At 56.6% G+C, this 24,036-nt stretch carries 23 protein-coding genes; 11 read left to right on the forward strand and 12 right to left on the reverse strand.

Going from position 1 to position 24,036, the window contains the following annotated elements; translation table 11 throughout:
- Window positions 1–8 precede the first annotated feature (8 nt).
- The gene (locus AC2FH0_RS11055) at window positions 9–1,178 is read right to left on the reverse strand and encodes a pyridoxal phosphate-dependent aminotransferase (protein ID WP_496789465.1); all 1,170 of its coding nucleotides are present in this window, start codon (window positions 1,176–1,178) and stop codon (window positions 9–11) included.
- A gap of 98 nt (window positions 1,179–1,276) precedes the next feature.
- Here AC2FH0_RS11055 and AC2FH0_RS11060 point away from each other — a divergent pair, with 98 nt between their 5' ends.
- Complete coding sequence (locus AC2FH0_RS11060; protein WP_142635780.1) at window positions 1,277–2,170, forward strand: LysR substrate-binding domain-containing protein; 894 nt, start codon at window positions 1,277–1,279, stop codon at window positions 2,168–2,170.
- Window positions 2,171–2,225: 55 nt separating this feature from the next.
- Here AC2FH0_RS11060 and AC2FH0_RS11065 read toward each other — a convergent pair whose 3' ends face one another.
- A complete protein-coding gene (locus AC2FH0_RS11065; protein WP_496691707.1) occupies window positions 2,226–3,383 on the reverse strand; it encodes an acyl-CoA dehydrogenase family protein in 1,158 nt (385 codons plus the stop codon).
- 106 nt (window positions 3,384–3,489) lie between these two features.
- Window positions 3,490–4,065, reverse strand: a complete 576-nt coding sequence (locus AC2FH0_RS11070) for a TetR/AcrR family transcriptional regulator (RefSeq protein WP_496691708.1) — start codon at window positions 4,063–4,065, stop codon at window positions 3,490–3,492.
- A 296-nt stretch (window positions 4,066–4,361) separates the two neighbouring features.
- Between AC2FH0_RS11070 and AC2FH0_RS11075 the strand changes: the two genes are divergently transcribed.
- The 7 genes from AC2FH0_RS11075 (at window position 4,362) to AC2FH0_RS11105 (ending at window position 12,783) form a co-directional block, all read left to right on the forward strand.
- The gene (locus AC2FH0_RS11075) at window positions 4,362–4,826 is read left to right on the forward strand and encodes a nuclear transport factor 2 family protein (RefSeq protein WP_496691709.1); all 465 of its coding nucleotides are present in this window, start codon (window positions 4,362–4,364) and stop codon (window positions 4,824–4,826) included.
- Window positions 4,827–4,838: 12 nt separating this feature from the next.
- Window positions 4,839–5,459: a pyridoxamine 5'-phosphate oxidase family protein gene (locus AC2FH0_RS11080; protein ID WP_496691710.1), complete on the forward strand. Its 621-nt coding sequence runs from the start codon at window positions 4,839–4,841 to the stop codon at window positions 5,457–5,459.
- Between the two features lie 47 nt (window positions 5,460–5,506).
- On the forward strand, window positions 5,507–5,668 hold the full coding sequence (locus tag AC2FH0_RS11085) for a hypothetical protein (RefSeq protein WP_185956647.1): 162 nt from the start codon (window positions 5,507–5,509) through the stop codon (window positions 5,666–5,668).
- A gap of 103 nt (window positions 5,669–5,771) precedes the next feature.
- A complete protein-coding gene (locus tag AC2FH0_RS11090) occupies window positions 5,772–8,252 on the forward strand; it encodes a heavy metal translocating P-type ATPase (protein ID WP_496691711.1) in 2,481 nt (826 codons plus the stop codon).
- Entirely contained in the window at window positions 8,249–8,638 is a 390-nt protein-coding gene (cueR, locus tag AC2FH0_RS11095) for a Cu(I)-responsive transcriptional regulator (protein ID WP_142635768.1), read from the forward strand. Before AC2FH0_RS11090 ends, cueR begins: the two co-directional genes overlap by 4 nt.
- 97 nt (window positions 8,639–8,735) lie before the next feature.
- Window positions 8,736–9,608, forward strand: coding sequence for an NAD(P)-dependent oxidoreductase (locus tag AC2FH0_RS11100; protein ID WP_496700757.1), 873 nt, complete (start codon window positions 8,736–8,738; stop codon window positions 9,606–9,608).
- A 109-nt stretch (window positions 9,609–9,717) separates the two neighbouring features.
- Window positions 9,718–12,783: an aminotransferase class III-fold pyridoxal phosphate-dependent enzyme gene (locus AC2FH0_RS11105; protein ID WP_496789338.1), complete on the forward strand. Its 3,066-nt coding sequence runs from the start codon at window positions 9,718–9,720 to the stop codon at window positions 12,781–12,783.
- Window positions 12,784–12,835: 52 nt separating this feature from the next.
- Here AC2FH0_RS11105 and AC2FH0_RS11110 read toward each other — a convergent pair whose 3' ends face one another.
- On the reverse strand, window positions 12,836–13,312 hold the full coding sequence (locus tag AC2FH0_RS11110) for a hypothetical protein (RefSeq protein WP_496751697.1): 477 nt from the start codon (window positions 13,310–13,312) through the stop codon (window positions 12,836–12,838).
- Window positions 13,309–13,476 carry a hemin uptake protein HemP gene (gene hemP, locus AC2FH0_RS11115; RefSeq protein ID WP_142635762.1) on the reverse strand — a complete coding sequence of 56 codons (168 nt, stop codon included), beginning with the start codon at window positions 13,474–13,476 and terminating at the stop codon, window positions 13,309–13,311. The genes AC2FH0_RS11110 and hemP overlap by 4 nt, the downstream gene beginning before the upstream one ends.
- Window positions 13,477–13,696: 220 nt before the next feature.
- Here hemP and gph point away from each other — a divergent pair, with 220 nt between their 5' ends.
- A complete protein-coding gene (gph, locus tag AC2FH0_RS11120) occupies window positions 13,697–14,362 on the forward strand; it encodes a phosphoglycolate phosphatase (protein WP_496701641.1) in 666 nt (221 codons plus the stop codon).
- Between the two features lie 324 nt (window positions 14,363–14,686).
- Here gph and AC2FH0_RS11125 read toward each other — a convergent pair whose 3' ends face one another.
- From AC2FH0_RS11125 to AC2FH0_RS11145, 5 genes are all read right to left on the reverse strand, one after another.
- The gene (locus tag AC2FH0_RS11125; protein WP_142635758.1) at window positions 14,687–15,442 is read right to left on the reverse strand and encodes an ABC transporter ATP-binding protein; all 756 of its coding nucleotides are present in this window, start codon (window positions 15,440–15,442) and stop codon (window positions 14,687–14,689) included.
- Window positions 15,443–15,451: 9 nt separating this feature from the next.
- Window positions 15,452–16,207 (reverse strand): ABC transporter ATP-binding protein, encoded by a 756-nt coding sequence (locus AC2FH0_RS11130; protein ID WP_142635756.1) that lies wholly within the window; start codon window positions 16,205–16,207, stop codon window positions 15,452–15,454.
- Between the two features lie 9 nt (window positions 16,208–16,216).
- Complete coding sequence (locus AC2FH0_RS11135; protein ID WP_496789339.1) at window positions 16,217–17,422, reverse strand: branched-chain amino acid ABC transporter permease; 1,206 nt, start codon at window positions 17,420–17,422, stop codon at window positions 16,217–16,219.
- Window positions 17,423–17,425: 3 nt separating this feature from the next.
- Window positions 17,426–18,457: a branched-chain amino acid ABC transporter permease gene (locus AC2FH0_RS11140; RefSeq protein ID WP_142635752.1), complete on the reverse strand. Its 1,032-nt coding sequence runs from the start codon at window positions 18,455–18,457 to the stop codon at window positions 17,426–17,428.
- Between the two features lie 96 nt (window positions 18,458–18,553).
- On the reverse strand, window positions 18,554–19,900 hold the full coding sequence (locus AC2FH0_RS11145) for a substrate-binding protein (RefSeq protein WP_142635750.1): 1,347 nt from the start codon (window positions 19,898–19,900) through the stop codon (window positions 18,554–18,556).
- A 759-nt stretch (window positions 19,901–20,659) separates the two neighbouring features.
- On the opposite strand from AC2FH0_RS11145, the gene AC2FH0_RS11150 reads away from it, so the two are divergent.
- The gene (locus AC2FH0_RS11150) at window positions 20,660–21,505 is read left to right on the forward strand and encodes a helix-turn-helix transcriptional regulator (protein WP_496789340.1); all 846 of its coding nucleotides are present in this window, start codon (window positions 20,660–20,662) and stop codon (window positions 21,503–21,505) included.
- On the forward strand, window positions 21,505–21,996 hold the full coding sequence (locus AC2FH0_RS11155) for an A24 family peptidase (RefSeq protein WP_496789342.1): 492 nt from the start codon (window positions 21,505–21,507) through the stop codon (window positions 21,994–21,996). Before AC2FH0_RS11150 ends, AC2FH0_RS11155 begins: the two co-directional genes overlap by 1 nt.
- 13 nt (window positions 21,997–22,009) lie before the next feature.
- On the opposite strand, the gene AC2FH0_RS11160 is transcribed toward AC2FH0_RS11155, so the two are convergent.
- Both AC2FH0_RS11160 and AC2FH0_RS11165 read right to left on the reverse strand, forming a co-directional pair.
- Window positions 22,010–22,993 (reverse strand): type II secretion system F family protein, encoded by a 984-nt coding sequence (locus AC2FH0_RS11160; protein ID WP_142635745.1) that lies wholly within the window; start codon window positions 22,991–22,993, stop codon window positions 22,010–22,012.
- Between the two features lie 13 nt (window positions 22,994–23,006).
- Entirely contained in the window at window positions 23,007–24,035 is a 1,029-nt protein-coding gene (locus AC2FH0_RS11165) for a type II secretion system F family protein (RefSeq protein WP_142635743.1), read from the reverse strand.
- Between the last annotated feature and the right edge of the window lies 1 nt (window position 24,036).

Below are 24,036 nucleotides of genomic sequence, written 5' to 3' on the forward strand. Positions count from 1 at the left end.
CGGCCCCTCTACTTCAATCTGGCGGTCGCAACAGAAATGCGCCGCAACCCTTCTTGCAGGCTTTCGGTGCCATAGGCAAAAGAAAGCCGCAGATGGCCCGGCATCCCAAAGGCGCGCCCCGGCACCAGGGCCACCCCGACTTCGTCCAGCAGATACCGGCAGAATTCATGATCGACCGGCATTTCAGCCGGTGTTTTGGGAAAGACATAGAACGCGCCATCCGGAACGGCACACTCCAGACCCGCGGCATTCAACCTAGCAACCACAAGATCACGGCGTGCTCGCATCGCCTGCAGGCGTTCGCCCAAAAGCGTTTGCGGCCCGGTAATCGCAGCCAATGCTGCCGCCTGCGCGATGGAACATGCGCCTGATGTAATCTGCCCCTGAACAGCGGTCATCGCCTTGATCAAGGGTGATGGCCCGATTCCCCAACCGATCCGCCACCCGGTCATCGAATAGGCCTTGGAAACTCCATTTACGGTCAGCACTCTATCCGCCAGATGCGGCACGGCCTGAACAAATGGCGTGAAGGGAACATAGGTCAGGTGTTGGTAAATCTCATCCGAGATCACCCAAACATTGGGATGCCTGTCCAAAACACGACCCAGGGCCTGCATTTCCGATTCAGTATAGACCGCGCCGGTCGGGTTTGAGGGCGTGTTCAGCAAAAGCCAGCGAGTGCGCGGCGTAATTGCGGCCTCAAGCTGTGCTGGGGTCAGTTTGAACCCCTGAGACACAGGACAGTCCAGAACGACCGGAACTCCGCCGGACAGTCTGACCATATCCGCATAGCTGGTCCAGAACGGCGCGGCGGTGATCACCTCATCCCTGGGGTCCAGCGTTGCCATCAGCGCGCCCGACAAAACCTGTTTGGCCCCGGTTGAGACGATCACGTTTTGCGACTGCACACCGGCGTCCTCGGCTATGGCCGCCCGGAGGTCCGGCGCCCCTGCCGTCGCCGGGTACCGTGTTTGCCCGGCCAGCGCCGCTTGATGAGCCGCTTCGACCACATGTTCAGGGGTCGGAAAATCAGGCTCGCCGGTACTGAGCGCGACCACATCGACACCCTGCGCCTTAAGGCGCGCAGCCTGCTCAGAGATCTGAACAATCTCTGACAACTCAATCCCGCGCAGCCTGTCTGCACGCCTAAAACTATCTGCACCGATTTCCCTGGACACTGCCAACGTCTCTCTTGACCAAAATATTCATTTGGTATCGGGCTGGCGGGCCCTAAAAGCCAGTGATATTCCATCCGAAAGGTATGAGGAATTATCATATGATCGCCCCCCGTCGTTTTCTGCCGTCTATCCCCTCTCTGCTGGCACTCGAGGCCGTTGACCGCCTTGGCAGTGCTTCAGCGGCAGCGGAAGAGCTTTCGCTGACCCAAAGCGCCATCAGCCGACAGCTCAAGTCGATGGAGGAACAGCTGGGCATCGAACTGATCCAGCGAACCCAGATGCGGCTGCAGCTTACCCCGGCGGCAAAAGAATACGTTCAGGTCGCGCGCAAAAGCTTGCACCAACTGGCGCAGGCCTCCCTAAAACTCAGAGCCAATCCGACCGGAGGATCGCTGAACCTGTCGATCCTGCCGGCGTTTGGGATGCATTGGCTGGCGCCGCGTCTTCAGGACTTTGCTCGCCGACATCCCGAGGTGACCGTCAATCTGAACACCCGGCTTCGCCCCTTCGATTTCGAAACGGAACATTTCGACGCCGCGATTCATTTCGGGCGTCGAGATTGGCACGGCGTCAACTACCTGCCGATCATGCGTGAAAATGTTGTACCGGTTTGCGCTCCGGAAATTCTGCCCAAAAACCCGGAACAGATTGACTGGCTAATGAATGCCCCGCTGCTGCACCTGGAAACGCGCCCTGATGCCTGGGAGCAATGGTTTGCCGCACAAGGGCTTGTGGCATCAGGGCTTGGCGGCATGTTGTTCGACCAATTCTCGACCATGGGACAAGCCACAATTCATGGGCTTGGGGTGGCGCTGCTGCCCAGCTATCTGGTCGAAGACGACCTGAAAACCGGGCGACTCGTTCCCGCCTGGAAAGGCCCGGGCGTCAGTCTGGGCGATTTCTTTCTGGTCTGGCCGCAATCCCGGGTGGCATCCGAGCCGCTGAAGTCGTTCTGTTCTTGGCTGCAAGGCCAAGTCGACCAAATCTCGTGACCGGGCCATTCCGACCACCCTAGAAAACTGCGGGGCGGGAGCGTTCCGAACAGGATTATGTGTCCAACGACCGAGCAATGAGTTCCTTCATGATCTCATTTGTCCCGCCATAGATCATCTGAACCCGCGCATCCGCGTAAAGCCGAGCAATCGGATATTCCATCATGAACCCATAGCCACCAAACAGCTGCAGACATTCGTGCATGATCTCATTCTGCACCTCAGACCCCCAGTATTTGGCCATCGACGCGGTCGATGCATCCAAAGTTCCAGCCTCAAGTCGGGCAATACAGTCGTTGACAAAACTGCGCAGCACTTCGGCCTTGGTTTTACACTCGGCAAGCTTGAAGCGGGTATTCTGGAAATCCATCACGCGCTGACCGAAGGCTTTGCGCTCCTGCGTGTATTTCACTGTTTCGGCAATCGCGAAATCAATCGCACCCAGGGCACCGATTGCAATCGTCAGGCGTTCCCAGGGAAGTTGCCGCATCATCTGGTAAAAACCCTGCCCCTCTTCCGCACCAATCAGGTTTGTCATCGGGACCTTGACGTCCTCAAAGAACAGCTCGGCCGTGTCATTGGACTTCATGCCCAGTTTCTTGAGGTTCCGCCCCTTGCGGAACCCATCTGCGCCCTGCGTTTCGACCGCGACCAACGATACCCCTTTCGACCCTTGGGTCTTGTCGGTCTTTGCGGCCACAAGGATCAAGTCCGCAGATTGCCCATTGGTGATAAAGATCTTGGACCCGTTCAGACAGTAGGAGTTACCGTTCTTTTCCGCAGTTGTGCGGATCGACTGCACATCCGAACCGGTTCCGGGCTCTGTCATGGCCAGCGCGCCGACCATCTCGCCCGAGGCGAGTTTCGGCAGCCATTTCAACTTTTGATCTTCGCTGCCATAAGCGGTGATATAGTGGATGACAATCGACTGGATCGCATAGCCCCAACCGGAATCTCCGTGCGAGGTCTGGGCGTACATGGTCAGCGCATCAAATCCCATGCCACCACCGACACCACCGTGATCTTCGGTGATCGCGCCAGCCATCAGTCCCATGTCACCGGCCTTGCGCCAGAACGCACGATCAACAACCCCGTTTTCGGTCCAGCGCTCGATATTGGGCACCAGTTCGTCCTGCATGAAACGGTCCGCCATTTCGGCAAACATCTGGTGCTCTTCGGACACCCAGCTGGATGTAGGGGTAATAAGAGACATTGCGCATCCTCCAAGATCAACTTGCTGCCAGCGTAATTTGGACCGGCAATTAATCCAATGCGTTGGATGAAACGCTACGCAACGTCTTTTGGAAGATTTCGCCGGGTCACGGGATCGGTGCGGCCAACGCGTTTTCCAGCAAGACCCGCGCTGCAGCTTTGGCATCTTGCGCGGGATCACAGCTTTTCAACAGAACCGCCGTCACGATTGCCCCTTCTTTCAGCAGAAGAATCTGACATCCCAGGCTTTCAGGGTCGAAGGCACCGGCTTTGCGGGCCAGATCCGTGAAATATTCCAACAACAACCGCTTGTGTTCCGCCGCCTGCACGTGGATCGGGTGCTCCTTCTCCTGGAACTCGGCGCCAGCCTTGATGAACATGCAGCCGCGAAACCCGTCTTCGGCGAACCACTCGCCCAGTGCATCAAAGCTTGAAATCAACTGGTCCGCAGGGGTGTCGGCCAATTCCTCGACACGACGCATGAACCAGTTGCGGAAATTCTCGTCCCGCAGACGCAAAGCCGCCAGAATCAGATCTTCCTTGGTGCGGAAATGTTTGTACATCGAAGTCTTCGACACACGCGTCTCAGCCACCAGCTTGTCCATGCCGGTCGCATGAAAACCGTCACGATAAAAGACCTTCAGGGCCTTGCGGACCAGCTCATCCCTTTTGTTTGGGCGCATGATTCGCCTCCTATACGTACCGATCTGTACATAATTGTACCCTCCATAATCCGCAAGGGCCACCAATGTTCAGGAAATTCTCTTTATTTTCCACCTGGATAGAGAAAAATTTTAGATATTTTACAGGCGCCCCTTGCAAAGAGGTACCGATCAGTACACCTTAACGACACGATGTACCGATCAGTTAACTATGGAGCCGTCATGAAACGCCGTACCAGCCCCTTCAACCGCCAGTACATCCCATTTCTGTTGACCCTCGCGCTGCTCGCTGCATCGCTGACCTGAAGGACCATGACATGAGCCGCCCCCCTCTGCCGCCATTCACTGCTGAGACCGCTACACAAAAGGTCCGCATGGCTGAAAATGCTTGGAACAGCCGCGATCCGGATATCGTGACGCCCGCCTATACCGAGGACAGCCAATGGCGGAATCGGGCGGAGTTTGTCGCGGGCCATGCTGAAATTCACGCGCTTTTGACCCGCAAGTGGAGAAATGAGCAGGAGTACCGGCTGATCAAAGAACTCTGGGCCTATTCGGAAAACCGTATTGCCGTGCGCTATGCCTATGAATGGCGGAACGACAGCGGCCAGTGGTTCCGCTCATATGGTAACGAGAACTGGGAATTCGATAGGGATGGTCGGATGGCCAAACGTCATGCCTCGCTGAACGACCTTCCGATCAGGCAACAGGATCGGGTTTTCCTTTGGCCTCTTGGTCCGCGCCCTGACGACCATCCCGACCTGTCTGATCTGGGCCTGTAGAAAGGACCTATTATGCCACGTGCTTTTTCCAAACTAACCTTCACGCCTGCCGTTCTCATCCATCAAGAAAGGATGGGATCGGCAAAAACCTATGCGAAATTCCTGGAAAGCGGCCCTGTGCAGGGTCACGAAATTAGAGCCGCCGAAAAAGAGTTCATCGAGGCCCGCGACGGGTTCTACCAATCAACCGTGTCCGAGACCGGCTGGCCATATGTGCAGTATCGTGGCGGACCCGCGGGGTTTTTACGAGTACTTGATGCGCAGACCATCGGGTATGCTGATCTTTCGGGCAACAAACAGTATATCTCGCGCGGGAATTTGGATGGCAATGACCGGGTTGCGCTGATCCTGATGGATTATGCCAACCAGCGACGCCTGAAAATACTTGGGCGTGTCGAAATTGCCGAAGGCGCTGCGGCGGCTGCCAGCCTCTCCCCCGAAGGCACCCAGACCCCGGCCGAGCGCGCCGTCATTATCAAGGTCGAAGGTCTGGACTGGAATTGCCCAAGTCACATTACCCCACGATTCACCGAGGCCGAGCTGCGCCCCCACCTGAACGAATTGGGCCAGCAGCTGGCCCAACTTCAGGCGGAAAATGACCGGCTGAAACGGGAACTGGAAAATAAGAAATAAGCCCCAGTGCCAGGCATTCCCCAACTTGTGATTTAAGGACTGACACCATGATAACGTTAACGCTGCACCGAGCCTTCATAGTCCTGTTTGGTTTCGCTCTGTCGATTGCCTTTCTTATGCTGGGATTTTTCGCATCCCCCGAAGCTGTTCGGACATCCCCGCCCGCGCTTTATAATTCGCTGCTGCTGGAAAAACTGGCCCAAGACTAAGAACCGTACGGCCCTCGAAACAATAGATTGTGCCTAAATCATGATCTCTGCCCTTGACCTTCCTGTGACTGGAACCCCCATCTAGGGTTGGAAACAGGACAGGATGAGTCGATTGGCCACTCCACATACTATCAGACTGAAGGTCACCGGAATGAACTGCGCATCCTGCGTAGGCCGCGTGGAATCTGCGTTGCGCAATGTTCCCGGGGTTACCGAGGCTTCGGTCAACTTCCCAACCGAGACCGCACAGGTCACTTATGACGGGCCGATCAGCGACCTGACCGGCGCGCTGGACAAAGCTGGTTATCCGGTGTCAGTGGCAGAAGCCGTTCTGCAAATTGACGGTATGAATTGTGCTTCTTGCGTCGCAAGGATTGAACGAGCACTCTGCGCAGATCCGGCCGTCATAAGTGCTCGGGTCAACCTGGCCACTGAAACCGCGACCATTCGTTTTGCCGACGGGGCAACTGATCCTGTGAAGCTGGCGCAGCTAAGCACCAAAGCGGGCTATCCGGCGCACCCTTCCAGGATGGCCGAAAGCAACGATGAGAAACCGGGCGAAGCCTCTGCGCTGATCCGCACCACCCTGATCGCTGCAACGCTGGCTTTGCCTGTGTTTATACTCGAGATGGGCGGGCACATGATCCCAGCCTTTCATCACTGGGTTCAGGCGACAATCGGGCTTCAGACCAGCCATCTCATCCAGTTTGTGCTGACATCGGTTCTGCTGATCGGCCCCGGAAGGGTGTTCTATGCCAAGGGTATCCCAGCCCTGCTGCGCGGGACACCTGATATGAATGCGCTGGTCGCGATGGGAACCGGTGCCGCCTATCTGTATTCCGTCCTGGCCACCTTTGCGCCTCAGGTTCTGCCGCAAGGCAGTGCAAATGTGTATTACGAGGCCGCCTCGGTCATCGTGGTCCTTATCCTGCTGGGTCGCGCGATGGAGGCGCGGGCAAAAGGCCGGACCGGGGCCGCTATTCGCAAACTGGTCGGGCTTCAACCGAAAACAGCCCGGCTAGAACAGGACGGGGGCACGGTCGATCGGCCCATATCCGAAATCCTGGTTGGCGATGTGCTGCAGATCCGACCCGGAGAGCGCGTCCCAGTGGATGCTCAAGTGTTGGACGGCACCTCATACGTGGATGAAAGCATGATTACCGGCGAACCCGTTCCTATAGGGAAATCGGCCGAAGATCAGGTGATAGGGGGCACGGTCAACGGCACGGGCGCGCTGCGCGTGCGCGCCACGCGGGTTGGGTCCGAAACGGTGCTGGCGCAGGTGATCCAGATGGTTCAGCAAGCTCAGGGTGCCAAGTTGCCGATACAGGGGCTAGTCGACCGGATCACGGCGTGGTTTGTTCCCGTTGTGATTGGCGTTGCCCTACTGACCATTGCGGTCTGGCTGGTCTTTGGCCCCGCTCCTGCCTTGCCGATGGCATTGGTCGCAGGTGTTTCGGTTTTGATCATTGCCTGTCCTTGCGCCATGGGGTTGGCGACTCCGACTTCGATCATGGTGGGGACTGGGCGAGCCGCCGAACTGGGCGTCCTGTTTCGCAAAGGCGATGCGTTACAGCAACTGCAACAGGTCAAAATCATCGCGCTGGACAAGACCGGGACGCTGACAATGGGGCGCCCCGAACTGGCGAATGTCACGACCACGAACGGGTTTGACAGCGACACCGTTTTACGGCTGGCTGCTGCGGTCGAGTCGCGATCTGAACACCCGATTGCCTCGGCAATCACGCGGGCCGGACCGGCGAACCTTCCCCCCATTTCCAGTTTTGAATCGCTGACCGGGCTGGGTGCGCGCGCGTCCGTTGATGGGCACGATCTGTTGATCGGTTCACCCAGATTAATGGCGCAGAACGGCATTGATCTATCCGCGTTGAGCCAACAGGCCGACCAGCATGCCGCCGAAGGGGCGACACCTGTGTTCGTCGCGATCAACGGTCAGGCTGCGGCACTTCTTACGGTCTCGGATCCGGTCAAACCGGGCACGATCGAAGCTTTGCACAGGCTGCACACGATGGGCCTGACATTGGCGATGGTCACCGGGGACAACGCCCTGACTGCGCAGGCCTTGGCAAACAAGCTGGGCATCGATCATGTCACAGCCGAGGTCCTGCCGGACGGAAAGCTCGCCACAATCAACGCCCTGCGCGACCAGTTCGGAGAGCTGGCCTTTGTCGGAGACGGGATCAACGACGCCCCGGCATTGGCTGCGGCGGATGTCGGCATTGCAATCGGAACTGGCACGGATGTGGCGATTGAAACGGCGGATGTGGTGCTGATGTCGGGCGATCTGCGCGGGGTCGCCAATGCGGTTGAAATCAGCCGCCGTACTATGGGCAATATCCGTCAGAATCTGGGCTGGGCGTTTGGATATAACGTTTTGCTGATCCCCGTCGCCGCCGGGCTGCTGTATCCTTTTGGCGGCCCGCTTCTTTCCCCGGTTCTGGCGGCTGGAGCCATGGCTTTGTCCAGCGTCTTTGTCGTCACCAACGCGTTGCGACTTCGCAGGGTTCGCGCCAGCCTGCCCGAGGAATCACAAACGGCGGCTCCACAAATGGTGACGTCATGAATATCGGCGACGTTTCCAACCAAACCGGTCTCCCGGCCAAGACCATCCGCTATTACGAAGATATCGGACTGATCAAACCGCTGCGCGATGATAATGGCTATCGCCGGTTCCGCAGTCAGGATGTGCACAAACTGAACTTTTTGGGCCGGGCCCGCGCATTGGGATTTACGATCGAAGATTGCCGGACCCTGATGGCCTTGTATGAGGATGAAACCCGCGCAAGTGCAGATGTGAAGAAGGTTGCCCGCGCGCATATGGTCCAGATCGAAGCGAAGATCGCCGACCTTAATGCGATGCGCGATACGTTGGGTCATTTAATTGACGCCTGCGCAGGCGACGACAGGCCTGATTGTCCGATCCTGAAGGATTTGGGCGGACAACCCTGACGCGGGGTTGCCCTTTGTCTTCAGCTTTGCTTTGTCTCTGCCAAACAATCCGGCTTGCGGCATCTGACCGGGCCTGGACAGCAGAGAGGTTCACCAAATGGCAAAAGTTGCGTTCCTTGGTTTGGGTGTCATGGGATATCCAATGGCCGGCCACCTGCAGGCTGCAGGTCATGAGGTCACGGTTTTCAACCGAACCACCGCTAAGGCCGAGGCTTGGGTCGCCCAATATGGCGGCTCAATGGCCGCTACCCCGCGCGAGGCGGCTGAGCGAGCCGAGTTTGTCATGGCTTGTGTGGGCAATGATGATGACCTTCGCATGGTCTGCACCGGCGACGATGGCGCCTTCGGCGCAATGTCCAGCGGCGCGGTTTTCGTCGACCATACGACCGTCTCGGCAAAGGTAACCCGAGAGCTTTATGGTGCCGGGAAAACTGCAGGAATCGCTTTTGTAGATGCGCCGATCTCGGGCGGACAGGCCGGTGCCGAAAACGGCGTTCTGTCGATCATGTGCGGGGGGGATCAGGCTGCCTATGACGCGGCCGAGCCCATTATGCAGGTCTATTCCAAAATCTGCCGCCGCATTGGGGACAGTGGCGCCGGTCAGATGACCAAGATGTGCAACCAGATCGCCATTGCCGGACTGGTTCAGGGCCTCAGCGAGGCGCTGCATTTTGCCGAAAAAGCCGGGCTGGATGGCCGGGCGGTTGTGGAAGTGATCAGTCAGGGGGCCGCAGGCAGTTGGCAGATGGCGAACCGCTATGAAACCATGTTGGACGATCATTTCGAGCACGGTTTCGCGGTGGACTGGATGCGCAAGGATCTGGGAATTTGCTTGGATACCGCAGATGAAACAGGGGCATCCCTGCCGGTGACGGCTTTGGTTGATCAGTTCTATAAGGATGTGCAGAAAATGGGCGGGAATCGGTGGGATACGTCCTCGCTTATTAAACGGTTGCGCGCATTGGGGTAACGGGAAAAGGGGGCTGTCTGCCCCCCTCTTGGCCCGCAGGGCCAATTCACTCCCGAAGATATTTTTAGCCAGATGAAAAGGACCCCGGTTTACTGGGACAGGGTTTCAAATGAACGACATCATCGCATTTTGGGCTGATGCTTTGCAGCAAAATTGGGGGCTGGACGCACGGCTGACCCGATTGGACGGCGAATACGATCTTAATTTTCTGGTCCGGGCAACCAACGGACAGGATTATGTTCTGAAAGTCATGCGCCCCGGATGCGAAGCAGAGCTTGTGGACCTCCAGGTCAAAGCCTTGGAACATATCGCCTCAGAAGCACCGGGGCTGCCATTTCCTACAGTGTTTCCCGATTTGCAGGGGGGTTATCTGCCCAGGATCGAAGATCACGAGGGGGTACCGCGCCTTGTTTGGTTGCTGGAATGCCTGCCTGGGCAATGCTATGCGAAATCGGCACCCAAACCCGAAGAGTTGATCCTAAAGCTGGGTCGCGTTCTGGGTGCTACAGACCGCGCATTAGAGCGGTTCACGCATGAGGGTTTGGCCCGGGGCGATTTCAAATGGAATCTGACGCAGGCAGGGTGGATCGAACAGCATCTGGACACCGTTAGTAGCCCCGCGCGACAGGCAGTGCTGGCCGAGATATGTTCCGAATTCAATGCGATATCAGACAAGTTGGCAGGCTTGCCCAGTCAGGCGATTCATAATGACGCCAATGACTATAACGTTCTGGTCGAAGCAGAGCCTGGCCAGCGCCCGGGGGTGTCGGGCTTGATTGACCTTGGCGATATGTGTGCCGCGCCACGCGTTTGCGATCTGGCGATTGCCGGGGCCTATATCGTATTGGATCATCCGCAACCCGAACGCGCATTGGCGGCACTGGTGCGCGGCTATCAGGCGGCAAACCCCCTGCGCGCGGACGAAGTCGAACTGATCTGGCCTCTCTTGCGGATGCGACTGGCTGTGTCGGTTGTGAACTCGACCCTGATGGCCCTTGAAAACCCGGATGATCCTTATGTCACTATCAGTCAGGCGCCGGCTTGGCGGTTTCTTGAGGACCACAGCGTCAATGGCGGATTGATGCCAGCGCGCCTGCGCGTCGCCTGTAGTCTGCCGGTCACCGATGGGGCCGAACGCATCCATGCCTATCTGTCCGCGCATCGCGGTCAATTCGCCGAGATGTTTGGACAGGGTCTAATAGATGTGCCCATGGGCTCGCTATCGGTCGAAAACTCGGTGTGGCCGCAAAACCCTTTCCACATGCCCCTGGCCGAGGCGGCACGTGTTGGCGAGGAATATGGCACAGACTTCTGGTTGGGATATTACAATGAACCCCGCCTGATTTACGCAGAGCCGGGGTTCCGCAAAGGGCCATGGAAAGCTTCGGACCGACGCACCGTGCATCTGGCGGTGGATGTGTTCGCGCCTGCCGGCACTGTCCTGAATGCCCCGATCAGTGGCCGGGTCGAGGCGGTCGAGAACCGCGACAGTCACCTTGACTATGGCGGGGTGGTGATCCTGCATCACGAAACACCCCAAGGCGATCCGTTCTATACACTCTACGGACATTTGGACCCCGAGGTCTGCGACAGGCTGAATCCGGGCGATCCAGTCGCACAGGGAGCGGCGTTTGCACGGCTTGGGGATGTCACACAGAACGGGGGCTGGGCCCCACATGTACATTTCCAGCTGGCCCTGACTACGAACGGGATGCAGGCCAACTGGCCGGGTGTTGGCGACCCTGACGAGCTTGAACTGTGGCACGCCGTCTGCCCGAATCCGGCGGCTCTGCTGAACCTTCCCGATGACAAGGTGTTCTATCGGCCGACCGATAAACAGGCGATCCGGCAGGGACGGCAGGACCACTTCGGAGGCAACCTGTCCCTGACCTATGACGATCCAGTCATGCTGGTACGCGGTTGGAAGCATCACCTGTTTGACGAATGGGGTCGCCCTTATCTGGATGCTTACAACAATGTACCCCATGTGGGCCACGCCCACCCGCGCATTCAGGCTGTCGCAGCAGATCAGCTCAAGCGGATGAATTCCAACACTCGGTATCTGCATCCGGCCCAGACGGCTTTTGCCGATAAGGTTCTGTCCAAGCTGCCCGATCACCTCGAGGTCTGCTTCTTTGTGAATTCCGGCACCGAAGCCAATGAGCTCGCCCTGCGGCTGGCCCGCGCCCATACCGGCGCCAAAGGGATCGTGACGCCCGATCATGGGTATCACGGCAATACCAACGCCGCGGTGGCAATTTCGGCCTATAAGTTCAACAAACCGGGCGGAGTTGGTCAGGCGGATTGGGTGGAACTGGTTGAGGTCGCGGATGACTACCGAGGGTCTTTCCGGCGCGACGACCCCGATCGCGCCCAGAAGTTTGCAGATCTAGTGGACCCAGCGATTGCAGCCCTACAGGACAAAGGTCAGGGCGTTGCCGGTTTCATTGCCGAGACCTTCCCTTCAGTTGGCGGGCAGATCATACCACCCAAAGGCTATCTGCCCGCGGTTTATGATAAAATCCGCGCCGCTGGTGGTGTCTGCATCGCCGACGAGGTGCAGACAGGTTTGGGGCGTCTGGGCAAATATTATTTCGGCTTTGAGCATCAAGGCGCGCTGCCGGATATCGTGGCGATGGGCAAACCCATTGGCAACGGTCATCCATTAGGCGTTCTGGTTACTACCAAAGAGATCGCCCGCAGCTTTGACAACGGGATCGAGTTCTTTTCGACCTTTGGCGGATCGACCCTGTCCTGCCGCATCGGCAAAGAAGTTCTGGATATCGTCGATGATGAAGGCTTGCAGGACAATGCCCGCCTGATGGGCGACAGGTTGATGACAGGCCTGCGTCAGATCGAGACCGATTTCGGATCTGTCGGTGATGTGCGCGGCATGGGCCTGTTCGTTGGAGTCGAACTGATCAACCCCGATGGCTCTGAGGGCCGTGAGATCTGCAAATATGTCAAGAACCGGATGCGCGACCACCGGATTCTTATTGGCAGCGAAGGCCCAAAGGACAGCATCCTGAAAATTCGCCCGCCGCTGACGATCGAAGCGGAAGATGTGGACATGATCCTGTGGGCATTACGGGATGTGCTGGCAGAAGTTGGTGATTACAGCCCGCCACCCTCATGCGATCATGACCATCACCACGCAGGGTGCGGCTGCTGCTGAGGGCACGGAACCCCGGCGCGCATTCGCCGGGGTTCTGCACCTGCCCTGCTGCTTAGTGCAGCGTGGCAGTGGGGTTCTGATGTCTTGAGGTTGGCATCGGGATCGAGACCGTCATGCGTCGCAAAGCCAGCCCTAATTCCTCAGACAAAGCGGCCAATGCGGGGGCAAAATCGGGACGGACGATCAGGGACGCCATCATCATAGCGTCTTCGCGCGCGCCTTCTGATGCCGCCGCAATCATCTGGGCGAAACAGTTTTCATCCGCGCCAAGGCAGGCACAGCCCAACCCATGCCGGATCAGCGGGCGCCGCCCGTGATGGGCACAAAGCGAGCACAGCCGGTCCAGCGTCAACATCGCTGCCCGGCCCTGATCCGTACCCAGGGCGATCTGAAAGTCCTGCGCCGCATCCATACGCGTTTGCATTCCGTCCCCCCAGAGGCGCAGATACATGACCGCACCGGCCTCGACAGGGCTTAGGTCGGACAGACGACCAACGGTCGCGCCACCCCGGGCTACAGGCGCGCTCATTTCGTCAAGATCAGTTTGCCCGCGCGCGTGATGCGCAGGGTGTACAGCTGATCGCCCAACTCGATATGGGCCAGATTGCCCCCTTTGGTCAGATCTTCAGCCTTATGTGCAGGCAGCATTGATACGGCAAAAGACTGGCTGGGATTCGGGTTCTGAACATTCATCAGGATCACTCCGGAGGGTTTCAGGCAATGCGCCTAATCGGTTTACTTTTCGGGTATCTGGCTGGCCCGATTCCGGGGTTGCTGACGGCTCGAAATATAATCTGATTATTTTAGTCAGGTATGTCAAGCCTCAATATCCCACTCTCGCAACCGGGTTGAATTGCACTGCCTGAACACACCAGTTAGGACTTGCGGTGCAGCTTCAGAGGCAAGGATTTCAATGAGCGCTACAATTATGTTCGATTTGGACGGAACACTGGTCGACAGCCTTCCGGACATCACCGCCGCTGCGAATGCAATGCTGCGGGACACTGGTGTCCCGCCCCTGCCCCAGGACACGATCAAACAATTCGTCGGCAATGGCCTCCCGAAATTGGTAGAACGTATGATGTTTCATTGCGACCTGCCTATGGATCGCCATGCCGAGCTATCGGAACTGACGCTGACCCACTACAACGCAGCCTCCAGCGACAAAACCGTCGTTTACCCTGGCGTGGCCGAAGCGCTTGAACAGCTGCGCCAGATGGGTTGTGTTCTGGGTGTTTGTACAAACAAACCCAAAGCACCGGCTGACCATGTTCTGAAGTCGATGGGCCTGACCCATCATTTCGATGCCACCCTGGGTGGTGACAGCCTGGCCACGCGCAAACCAGACCCAGCCCATCTTGAGGCAAGTTTTAGCGCAGTGGCCGCTATAGGTCCGCGCCTGTTCGTGGGTGACAGTGAGGTCGATGCAGAAACCGCTGAACGGGCCCAGGTGCCCTTTTTGCTATTCACGGAAGGCTATCGGAAAAGCCCGGTTTCTGAACTGTATCATACCTGTAACTTCGCCGACTGGCACGAAGTGCCTGCGCTCGTAAGTGAGCTTTTGGGGGAATTGGGTTGATGTCCCCCAACTAGTGAGGGGCCGGCCGAGGGGGTAAGTAGCCAGCCCCTCAAGGGGGAAAAGTGGTAGGTCCTTGGAAACTCCTTGGATGATTTGAAGTTAACGAATCGCTCCAATCAAAGATATAGGGGGTTTCCCGTAGCCCTAGATAGAGTGTTGAAATTAAATAATAAATTATCCGTAAATTCTAGAAATTCGTTGAATATTGTCATTTTCCGTTGGTGACCCGGACCCAGGACACCGCCAATCGAAAGCTGAACAACGAAAACGGGCGGGGATGAACACCCCGCCCGACGGTTCAGAACAATTTCTGAATCCGCATGTTCAGATTGCCAGATATTCCTCGCGCAGCTGTGGATTCTCTAACACCTCGCTGGCGGCTCCATCAAACACGATGCTGCCCGTATCCAGAATGATCGCACGGTCCGCCAATTCCAGGGCGCGCACCGCGTTCTGCTCGACAATGATCGTGGTCATACCCTGCTGTTTGACGTGAAGCAGAGTCTTTTCGATCTCATCCACGATCACCGGGGCAAGCCCTTCATAGGGTTCATCCAGAAGCAACACCTTGATGTCCCGTGCCAAAGCCCGCGCAATCGACAGCATCTGCTGCTCTCCGCCAGACAGGGTAATGCCTTCTTGCTTGCGGCGCTCACCCAGCCTTGGGAACAGCTCATAAAGCCGTTCCAGCGACCAGCCGACAGGTGGAGCGATCTGGGCGAGTTGCAGGTTCTCTTCGACCGTCAGACCGGGGATGATACGGCGATCCTCGGGCACAAGGCCAAGGCCTGCGGCGGCAGCCTCATAGCTGGTCATTTTGTGCAGCGGCTTGTGATCCAGCCAGATCTCACCATGACGCACCTCGGGGTCACTGACCCGCGCGATGGATCTGAGCGTCGAGGTCTTGCCAGCACCATTCCGGCCCAGCAGGGCCAGAATTTCACCTTCGTGCACGTTAAAGCTGACGCCCTGCACGATATAGCTTTCGCCATAGTATGAATGCATGTCCCATACGGACAAAAACGCAGGGGCGGTGCTGGCCATATTGGCGTTTTTCGAAAAGTCAGGTTTCTCGTTCATTGCTTTTCCTTACGCGGCCTCACCCAGATAAGCTTCGCGAACCTTGGGATGCCCGCGGATGTTTTCTGGCGTATCTTCGACCAGAGGTGTTCCCTGCGCCAGAACGGTGATGCGCTCGGCCAGGCTGAACACCACATGCATGTCATGTTCAATGATGGCGATGGTAATGTCACGCTCGTCCTTGATCTGTTTGAGCAGGTCGATCGTGTTGTTGGTATCTGCCCGGGCCATCCCGGCGGTGGGTTCGTCCAGCAAAAGCAGGCGCGGGTTCTGGCTGAGGCACATGCCGATCTCAAGTCGTCGCTTGTCCCCGCGCGACAGCGATGCCGCGTGCATCTCGCGTTTGTCAGCCATGTTCATCTCTAACAGCATCGCCTCGGCCTGCTCGACAATCGCCTTTTCACTGGAGATGGTTTCATAGGCGTGCATCCGAAACGCGCCGTCCCGCATCGCAAAGATCGGGATCAACATGTTCTCCATCACAGTCAAATCGCCGAAAATCTCGGGCGTCTGGAACACACGGCTGATACCCATCTGGTTGATCTGATAGGGTTCCAACCCCAGAACAGAATTGTTGTCGAACAAAACAGAACCGGTATCCGGCATCAGCTTTCCCACCAAACAGTTCAGCAAGGTTGACTTGCCCGCACCGTTCGGGCCGATGATCGCGTGGACCGAGTTTTCTTCGACGTTGAGGTTCACATCCGACAGCGCCTTGAGGCCACCGAAGCGTTTGCTGACGTCTTTGACTCGTAGAATTGCCATGGTGCCCCCTTATTCCGCTGGCTCGGTTTTGCCCTTCGGGGCATCATCGGCGCCCGGTTTCTTACGCTTGAACCAACCCAGCAGCCGCTGACCACCTTCAACCAGCCCACCCGGCAGATAGATCACCACCAGCATGAACAGGATACCCAGCGTCAAATGCCAACCCTTGCCGATGAACGGATGGATCAGGAACACAACCGCGTCCTCAAGCCCATCGGGCAGGAAAGCGAACCAGCTGTGCAGAACATTGTCGTTGATCTTCGAGAAGATGTTTTCGAAATACTTGATAAAGCCTGCTCCCAGTACCGGCCCGATCAGAGTCCCTGTACCGCCCAGAATTGTCATCAGTACCACCTCGCCCGAGGCAGTCCACTGCATCCGTTCGGCCCCGGCCAGCGGGTCCATTGCGGCCATCAGCCCCCCCGCCAGACCGGCATACATGCCTGAAATCACAAAGGCTGCCAGCGTGTAGGGTTTCGAATTTAGACCGGTATAATTCATCCGCTGCTGGTTGGATTTCACCGCCCGCAGCATCATGCCAAAGGGCGAGCGGAAGATGCGGATAGAGAGATAGAACACCGCCATCATGATCACCGCACACAGGTAATAGCCCGCGTTAAAGTCAAAGCTCCAGGCACCTACATCCAACGTATAGGTCGCGCGCATGGGAATGCCGAACAGATGCGGTAGGTTCGGCGCGCTGGCCGATTGCAGGATCTGCGGATCGTCCGCATAGACCTGCAAGCCGGTCTCACCATTTGTCAGGTTGAATTTTGGGTTCGAAAGCACCGAATAGGCCAGCGCAAAGCTCATCTGTGCAAAAGCCAGCGTCAGGATCGAGAAATAGATGCCCGACCGACGCAGGCTGACAAACCCGATCAGCAGCGAAAACACCCCGGCGACAAGAACGCTGAGCGCGATGGCCGGAACGACGTTATAGCTGAGCAGTTTGAACATCCACACTGCGGAATACGACCCCACCCCAAGAAAGGCCGCATGGCCAAAGGACAGGTATCCGGTCAATCCAAACAGAATGTTGAAGCCGATCGCAAAGATCCCAAAGATCACGAACCGCTGCATCAAATCGGGATAGCCCGCGTTGAACTGCGCCATGGCGCTGCCTTCAGGGAACGGGTTCAGGATAAAGGGCGCCAACAGGGTCAGTATGGCGACGATGATCAGCAGGCTGGTATCTCTCTTGTTCAGTCCCAACATGGCTTATTCCTCCATCACGCCTTTGCGCCCCATCAACCCGCGTGGACGGGTCAAAAGCACGATGATGGCGACAAGGTAGATGATGATCTGGTTGATGCCGGGGATCGTGGTCGTGGCCCAGGTGGTCGACGCAAAGCTTTCGAGCACGCCCAGCAGGAACCCGGCCAGAACCGCGCCCGGCAATGAGCCCATCCCCCCCACAACCACAACCACAAAGCTGAGAACCAGAAAGTCCATGCCCATGTGATAATTCGGGGGGTTGAGCGGCCCGTACATCACCCCGGCAAGACCCGCGACCGCGGCCGCAATCCCGAACATGATGGTAAACCGCCTGTCGATATTTATCCCCAGCAGGCCCACCGTTTCACGATCTGCCATGCCAGCCCGCACGACCATGCCAAAGGTTGTGAATTGCAGGAACGAGAACACAGCTCCGATAATGCCAACGGCAAACCCGAAATAGACCAGCCGCCAGATCGGATAGATGATGGCGTTGGGATCGAATCCAACCATGATGCCAAGATCAACAGACCCACTCAGCATATCGGGGGGCGGGGTCTGGATCGGATTGGCACCGAAGAAATATTTGATGATCTCCTGCAGCACGATCGCCAGGCCAAAAGTCACAAGGATCTGATCCGCATGAGGGCGCTTGTAAAAATGTTTGATCAGCCCGCGCTCCATCACGTAGCCGACAAACAACATGATCGGGATCGCGAACAGGACAGCCAGAGGAACGGACCAATCTATGATTGACGCGCCAATCTCGGGGCCAAACCAGGCCTCAATATACGGGGTTTCAACCTTCAGCGGGTTGCCCAGAAAATCTTTCTGACTTTCATCAAGGGTCACGTAGCTCAAGTTAAAGAGTTTTTGCAAAGACACGGCGCAGAACGCACCAATCATGAACAGCGCCCCATGGGCAAAGTTCACAACTCCAAGCGTTCCGAAAATCAGCGTCAGGCCAAGCGCGATCAGCGCATAAGCCGACCCCTTGTCCAACCCGTTCAGAATTTGCAGAAGAATGGCGTCCATAGTCCCCACCTTTGGCCTGTCCAGTGGACTCCCCCATAGGCGGGAGAGCCCGTTTTCTAGGTCAGAGAATTTTCGTCGAAAATTCTCGCGCTTGTGTTACGCGCCCGGATTGCATTTACCCAGTTCGCCACCGGCAAACATCGGGTGCTCGGGATCGTATTCGACCTGCGCGCGTGGGGTGATCTCGACGATCTCCAGCGTGTCATAGGCGTTGGTCGGGTTCTCGTTGCCCCGCACCACCAGCACATCCTTGAAGCACTGATGATCCGCGCCACGATACCATGTCGGTCCGTTGCCCAGACCGTCGAACTCGAAATCTTCCAGCGCTTCGGCGACACCACAGGGGTTGAAGGTACCCGCCCGTTCACACGCATCCGCATAGAGCAGAACCTGCGCATAGCAGGTCTGAGCCGAATTGGACGGCGGCTTGCCGTATTTCTCACCAAAGGATTTCACAAAGGCCTTAGTGCCTTCGTCTTGCAGCTGCCAGTTCCAGTTCATCGAACCCAGCACGCCCTTGATGTTCTCGCCAGCACCAGCAGCCATCAATTCGGAATACAGCGGCACGACAATCTTAAAGTCTTTGCCGTTGGCCACCTTGTCGAGCAGGCCGAACTGAATCGCATTGGTCAGCGAGTTCACCATGTTACCGCCATAGTGGTTTAGAACCAGCACATCCGCGCCCGAGTTCAGAACCGGCGCGATATAGGACGAGAAGTCCGTCGACGCGAGCGGTGTTTTGACCGTGTTGACTGTTTCCCATCCCAGGGCTTCGGTCGAGGCCACAATCGACTCTTCCTGAGTCCAGCCCCAGTTGTAGTCAGCGGTCAGATGATAGGCCCGGCGTTCACTGCCCATTTCGGCAGCAAGAACCGGCGCCAGAGCAGCGCCCGACATGTAAGCATTGAAGAAATGGCGGAAACCGTTCGCCTTCTTGTCCTTACCGGTCGTGTCGTTGGCATGGGTCAGGCCAGCCATGAAGATCACGCCCGCTTCCTGACACAGACCCTGAACTGCGACAGCCACGCCCGAGGACGAGCCGCCGTTGATCATGATCGCACCGTCTTTTTCGATCATCGACTTGGCCGATGCGCGTGCGGCGTCCGATTTGGTCTGGGTGTCGCCGGTTACGAACCCGACCTTTTTACCAAGAATCCCGTTCCCTTTCAGGGCCTTGGACGTAAAGGTGTTCAGGCAACCGCCATCGCCCTCACCGTTCAGATGCTCGACTGCAAGCTGCTGTGCCAGCAGTTCATCATTACCCTCTTCTGCATAAGGCCCGGTCTGCGGAACATTGAAACCCAATGTGACAGACGACCCAGAAGGTTCGTTAGTATATGCAGCAGCCGACGATGCAGTAAAAATCGTAGGTAGGGCCAGACCGGTACCGGCAACAGCACCAGACTTCAGCACGCCGCGGCGTGTGACAGATTTATTAGTCATTCATTCCTCCCAGTTCCCTGTTTTACGTCTGTTGGCTCCTCTTCCAGCAAACGATTGCGCAGGTTTACGCACCGCGAGTATGGCGGGGGTTCTGAAAATTTCTCAATAACCTATTCAAAAAGCAGCTATGTTATGTAAACAAATGAACACCTAGGTGCGGATTTTTGTAAATTTTCAAACATCTTATGCTTCTTAAGAATTGAAATTAAAAGGTATTATTTGAAAACATGCCGGTGATCGCCATGCAGGCAGTGCCGCTCTGCTCGGCAAGCAAGAAGTTGTTGCTAAATCTAAAGGAGAGCCCGGGCCGTATGATACAGCTCAGATGGTCACCGGGACGAGCTGACTTCCCCTGCAGATCAAGCCGTTTGAACTTGGATTCTCAAACCCGAAGCATCGTGCAAATCAAGAATTGTGACAAATTGAAAAACGGTTAATCCCTCCACGGCTGCATCGGTGAATACAGGCAACCGCCCGACCAACCGACGACCAAACAAGCGCAATAACCTTACAAAAAAGGCATAAACCACTACGCTTCACCCCGCATTCCGCGAATAGGTCAAAGAAATAGTCCGCGGATTTTGTGCAGTTTGTTTACTGAAACGCGACGAATTGATCGTACATAATTAGGTTAATGATTTTTTAGATGAGTTTTAGACGATTATATAGAACTATAGGAATGTAAAGAATCGGTAGGAGGTTGCGCACTCTTATATTGCAAATGCGCGTTTATGTTTGTTCGAGTACAGGTTGTTATCTATGGTCCGGGGGAATGCTCAGAGCGCTGCGTGGTTGCCAAACGCGCTTCATGCCAGAGCCATCATTAATTTCATTCATTGGAGCCAGGCAGGCGTCGTTCTTGATGCCGCGCTTGAAGGTATCGTCAAAGCATTTGGCGCCGATTGTGCTGTCATCAGCCGTGTGTGGCTGAACAAAGGGGCCCATCGTGTTGCCGCACGGGCTGACACACGGGATCCAAAATTCCAAAGACCATTGTTTCATTCTTTCGCCAACGACGCCCTCGGCCCGTTTCGGAACAAACCAAAACGCGCCTCGGTGTTTAGTCTGCGAGATGACGGGGCAGACCCCAGTGATATCTCCGCAGTTTTGTTGGATTGGATGTCGCACCGCAAGCTGGATGACATTCTGTTCATATGCCTGGACCATAACGGCGGCGAAATCGACTTTCTGGAACTTCATTTCGGGCAGAGTTCCGAACCCGGTTACCGCGAAGCTATTGAACAGGTGGCTCCGCAACTATCCGAGACCTATCAGGCCCGCCGAGCCGGACTGATCACTGAATCATTGTCTCGGCAATCAGTCACCGCACTCAGAAAATCATACAGTGAAGCACCTATTCTCAGCACCGAGAACCCAACGGGCCTGACCCGTGCCGAATGGCGTGTTTGCGTTCTTGTTTCACGCGGGCTGTCGCCTCAGTCCATTGGTGCCGAACTTGAGATCGGACCAGCGACAGTTCGCACGCATCTCAAGCATATCTATTCAAAAACGGCGCTGGACACCTTCCACATGCTGGCCCGGCGCTTGGTATCGGTAGAAGAGCGCGAGGCCCTTTTTGGGAAACCTGGCCAGGCACATGCCTGATGCCTGAACTGGACTGGCAGTCCTGGCTGACATTGTGGGTATTCACACCGCTGTTCGTAATGATCGCCTGGACGGATTTCACCCAAATGCGCATCCCTAACCTGTACTGCCTGCTGGGCGGTGCAGTCGTGCTTGTGACCGCGCCGTTTCCGGATTGGAACCAACTGCTGCTGCGCCTTCTTGTGGCCGCAGCGTGTTTTGCGATTTGTTTCGGTCTGTTTGCTGCGGGTTGGCTTGGCGGCGGCGACGCCAAGATATTGCCAATCGTATTTGCCGCAATTCCGGTCCCGGTCGTATCGACCTATCTGCTAATACTGGCAGGCTGCATGGCAGCGGGGCTGATCGGAATGTCGCTGTTTCGGCGCCTCGCCCGACAAACTTCCCCGCATATCAAGTCGACCGCCCAGTCGCGCGAATTCCCTCTTGGAATCGCTATCGGATCATCCGGGGTGATCCTAGCAATCCGGTCGGCTACTGCGCTTTGGTTCTAACCATGTCAGCGTCTTAGGGGCCAAACGCATCCATATAACGGATCACGATCGGGGCCAGGATCAGCCCAGCGATTGCAGGCAGCATAAAACTGGCCATAACCGCCGACATTTGGACAGGCAACTTGTTGGCCTTTTCTTGTGCCCGCACCTCGCGCAGTTCACGCATTTCTTCGGCATAGGTGTTCAAAGCCGCAGCCAGGGGAACGCCAAACCGGGTCGATTGCAGCACAACGCTTACGAATGAGCTCATTTCCTCGATACCGGTTCGACGCGCCATACGCATCAGCGCGGTATCTCGGTCGCGCCCTGCCTGAATCTCGGAAAGCGCAATCAGCATCTCTTCGGACATTTCCGGCGCGACGAGCTGCATTTCGACCGCCACTTTCAGCAAGGCCTGATCAAAACCGAGGCCAGCCTCGATACCGATCTGAAGCAGATCCAGCATGTTCGGAAACGCATTTTCCATCAGACGCTTGCGCTCTTTGATCCGGGCGCCCATCCATAACTGCGGTATGAGATACCCGATTCCGCACAGTACGCCGACATTCCGGATAATCTCGAACGCGTTCAGGCTGGACGTATATTCCGCGATCCGCGCACCCAAGTTGTTTGCGGGTTGCCAGGACATCAGGAAGAGGAAGGCCAGCGGCAGGAACGTCGCCAGCCCCAAACGGATAAGATAGAAATTCACGATTGCGTTTTTGCTGCGAAATCCGGAACGCGCCAACACTTGCCCAACTTCGAAACGTACACTGGCATCGCTGGGTATCAGGGCCGCACTCAAACCTGTCGGCGCTTCGCCCTCGACTTTTTCAGGAACTGCCCGTGACAAAGCCTGACGTGGTCGGCTTGACACCATGCGCTCTGCGGCTGTGGACCGTTCGCTAAGCGAGGACGAGATACCAAGAAACGCTACGACCGCACCTATCAACACACAACCCAGAACCAGGATCTGCGTTGATAATTCGCTATCAAAAATCGAACTCAAATACTCCATCGAATACGCCTCTTCAAATCCGGAAATTCACAAGCTTGAACATCACAATCGCGTTCAGGACGATGGTCACGGCGATAACGCTCATGACTGGCACAAAGGCCGGAGAGTCCGCGACATCGCCATAATATGTCGGCGTCATGATGGTCATGAACACGGCAATGCCAACGGGAATGGATGACAGGATATATGCTGTCATGCGGCCTTCGGCCGAGATGGCCTTGACCTTGCGACGCAATGACATGCGCGCTCGGATCACGCGAGCCAGCGTGCGCAGGATGCCGGCCAGGTCGCCACCTGTGCCGTGCTGCATCATCAGTGCAACAGCTAGATATTGGATATCTTCTTCATCGATGCGGTCAGCCATGCTTTTGATCGCAGTTGTCAGTTCTTCGCCATAAGAGACCTGATCAACGACCAGCCCAAACTCTGTTCCAATTGGGTCAGGCATTTCTTCAGCGACACTTTGTAAGGTTGTGTTCAGTGGGTGCCCCACCTTCAATCCACGGGACATCAGGTCCAGCGCATCGGGCAACTGCTTGATCAACGCCGCCTTGCGCTTGCGCAACGTCACCCCCAACGCAACCAGTGGCGCAATCAGGAAAACAAGGGCGCAGGTGGGGACCACTTTCAACGGATCAGCCACCATAGACCCACCAATGGCCGAGATCAGAAAGGCTGCGCCACAACCGGCCAGAAACATTTCGGGAACCATGTTCAGGCCCGAAACCTTCAACGCCAGAGGCAAATCCCCCACCAGCGGGAAACTCCGCAACAGTGGCTTGGCTTCCTGCGGTTTCAACAGGCTGAGGACATCCTCACCCGACTTCCCCTCGGACAGCATCTGAATTCGGCGGTTGATCGCCTCTTCGCGGTTTTCGCCACGCCGCATAAACTGACGCAGCCCTTCAAAAGCAATCAGCGCACCCAGGAAAACCGCAAGCGCCAGAACAAACCTGACATCGAACCCGGCAACTTCCATTTCCGGGCCGATCAGGTTGTTGATGTTCAGATTGGCCAGATATGACCTGATTTTCTCGAACATC

It is taken from the genome of Ruegeria sp. CDSC051 (assembly GCF_059610665.1).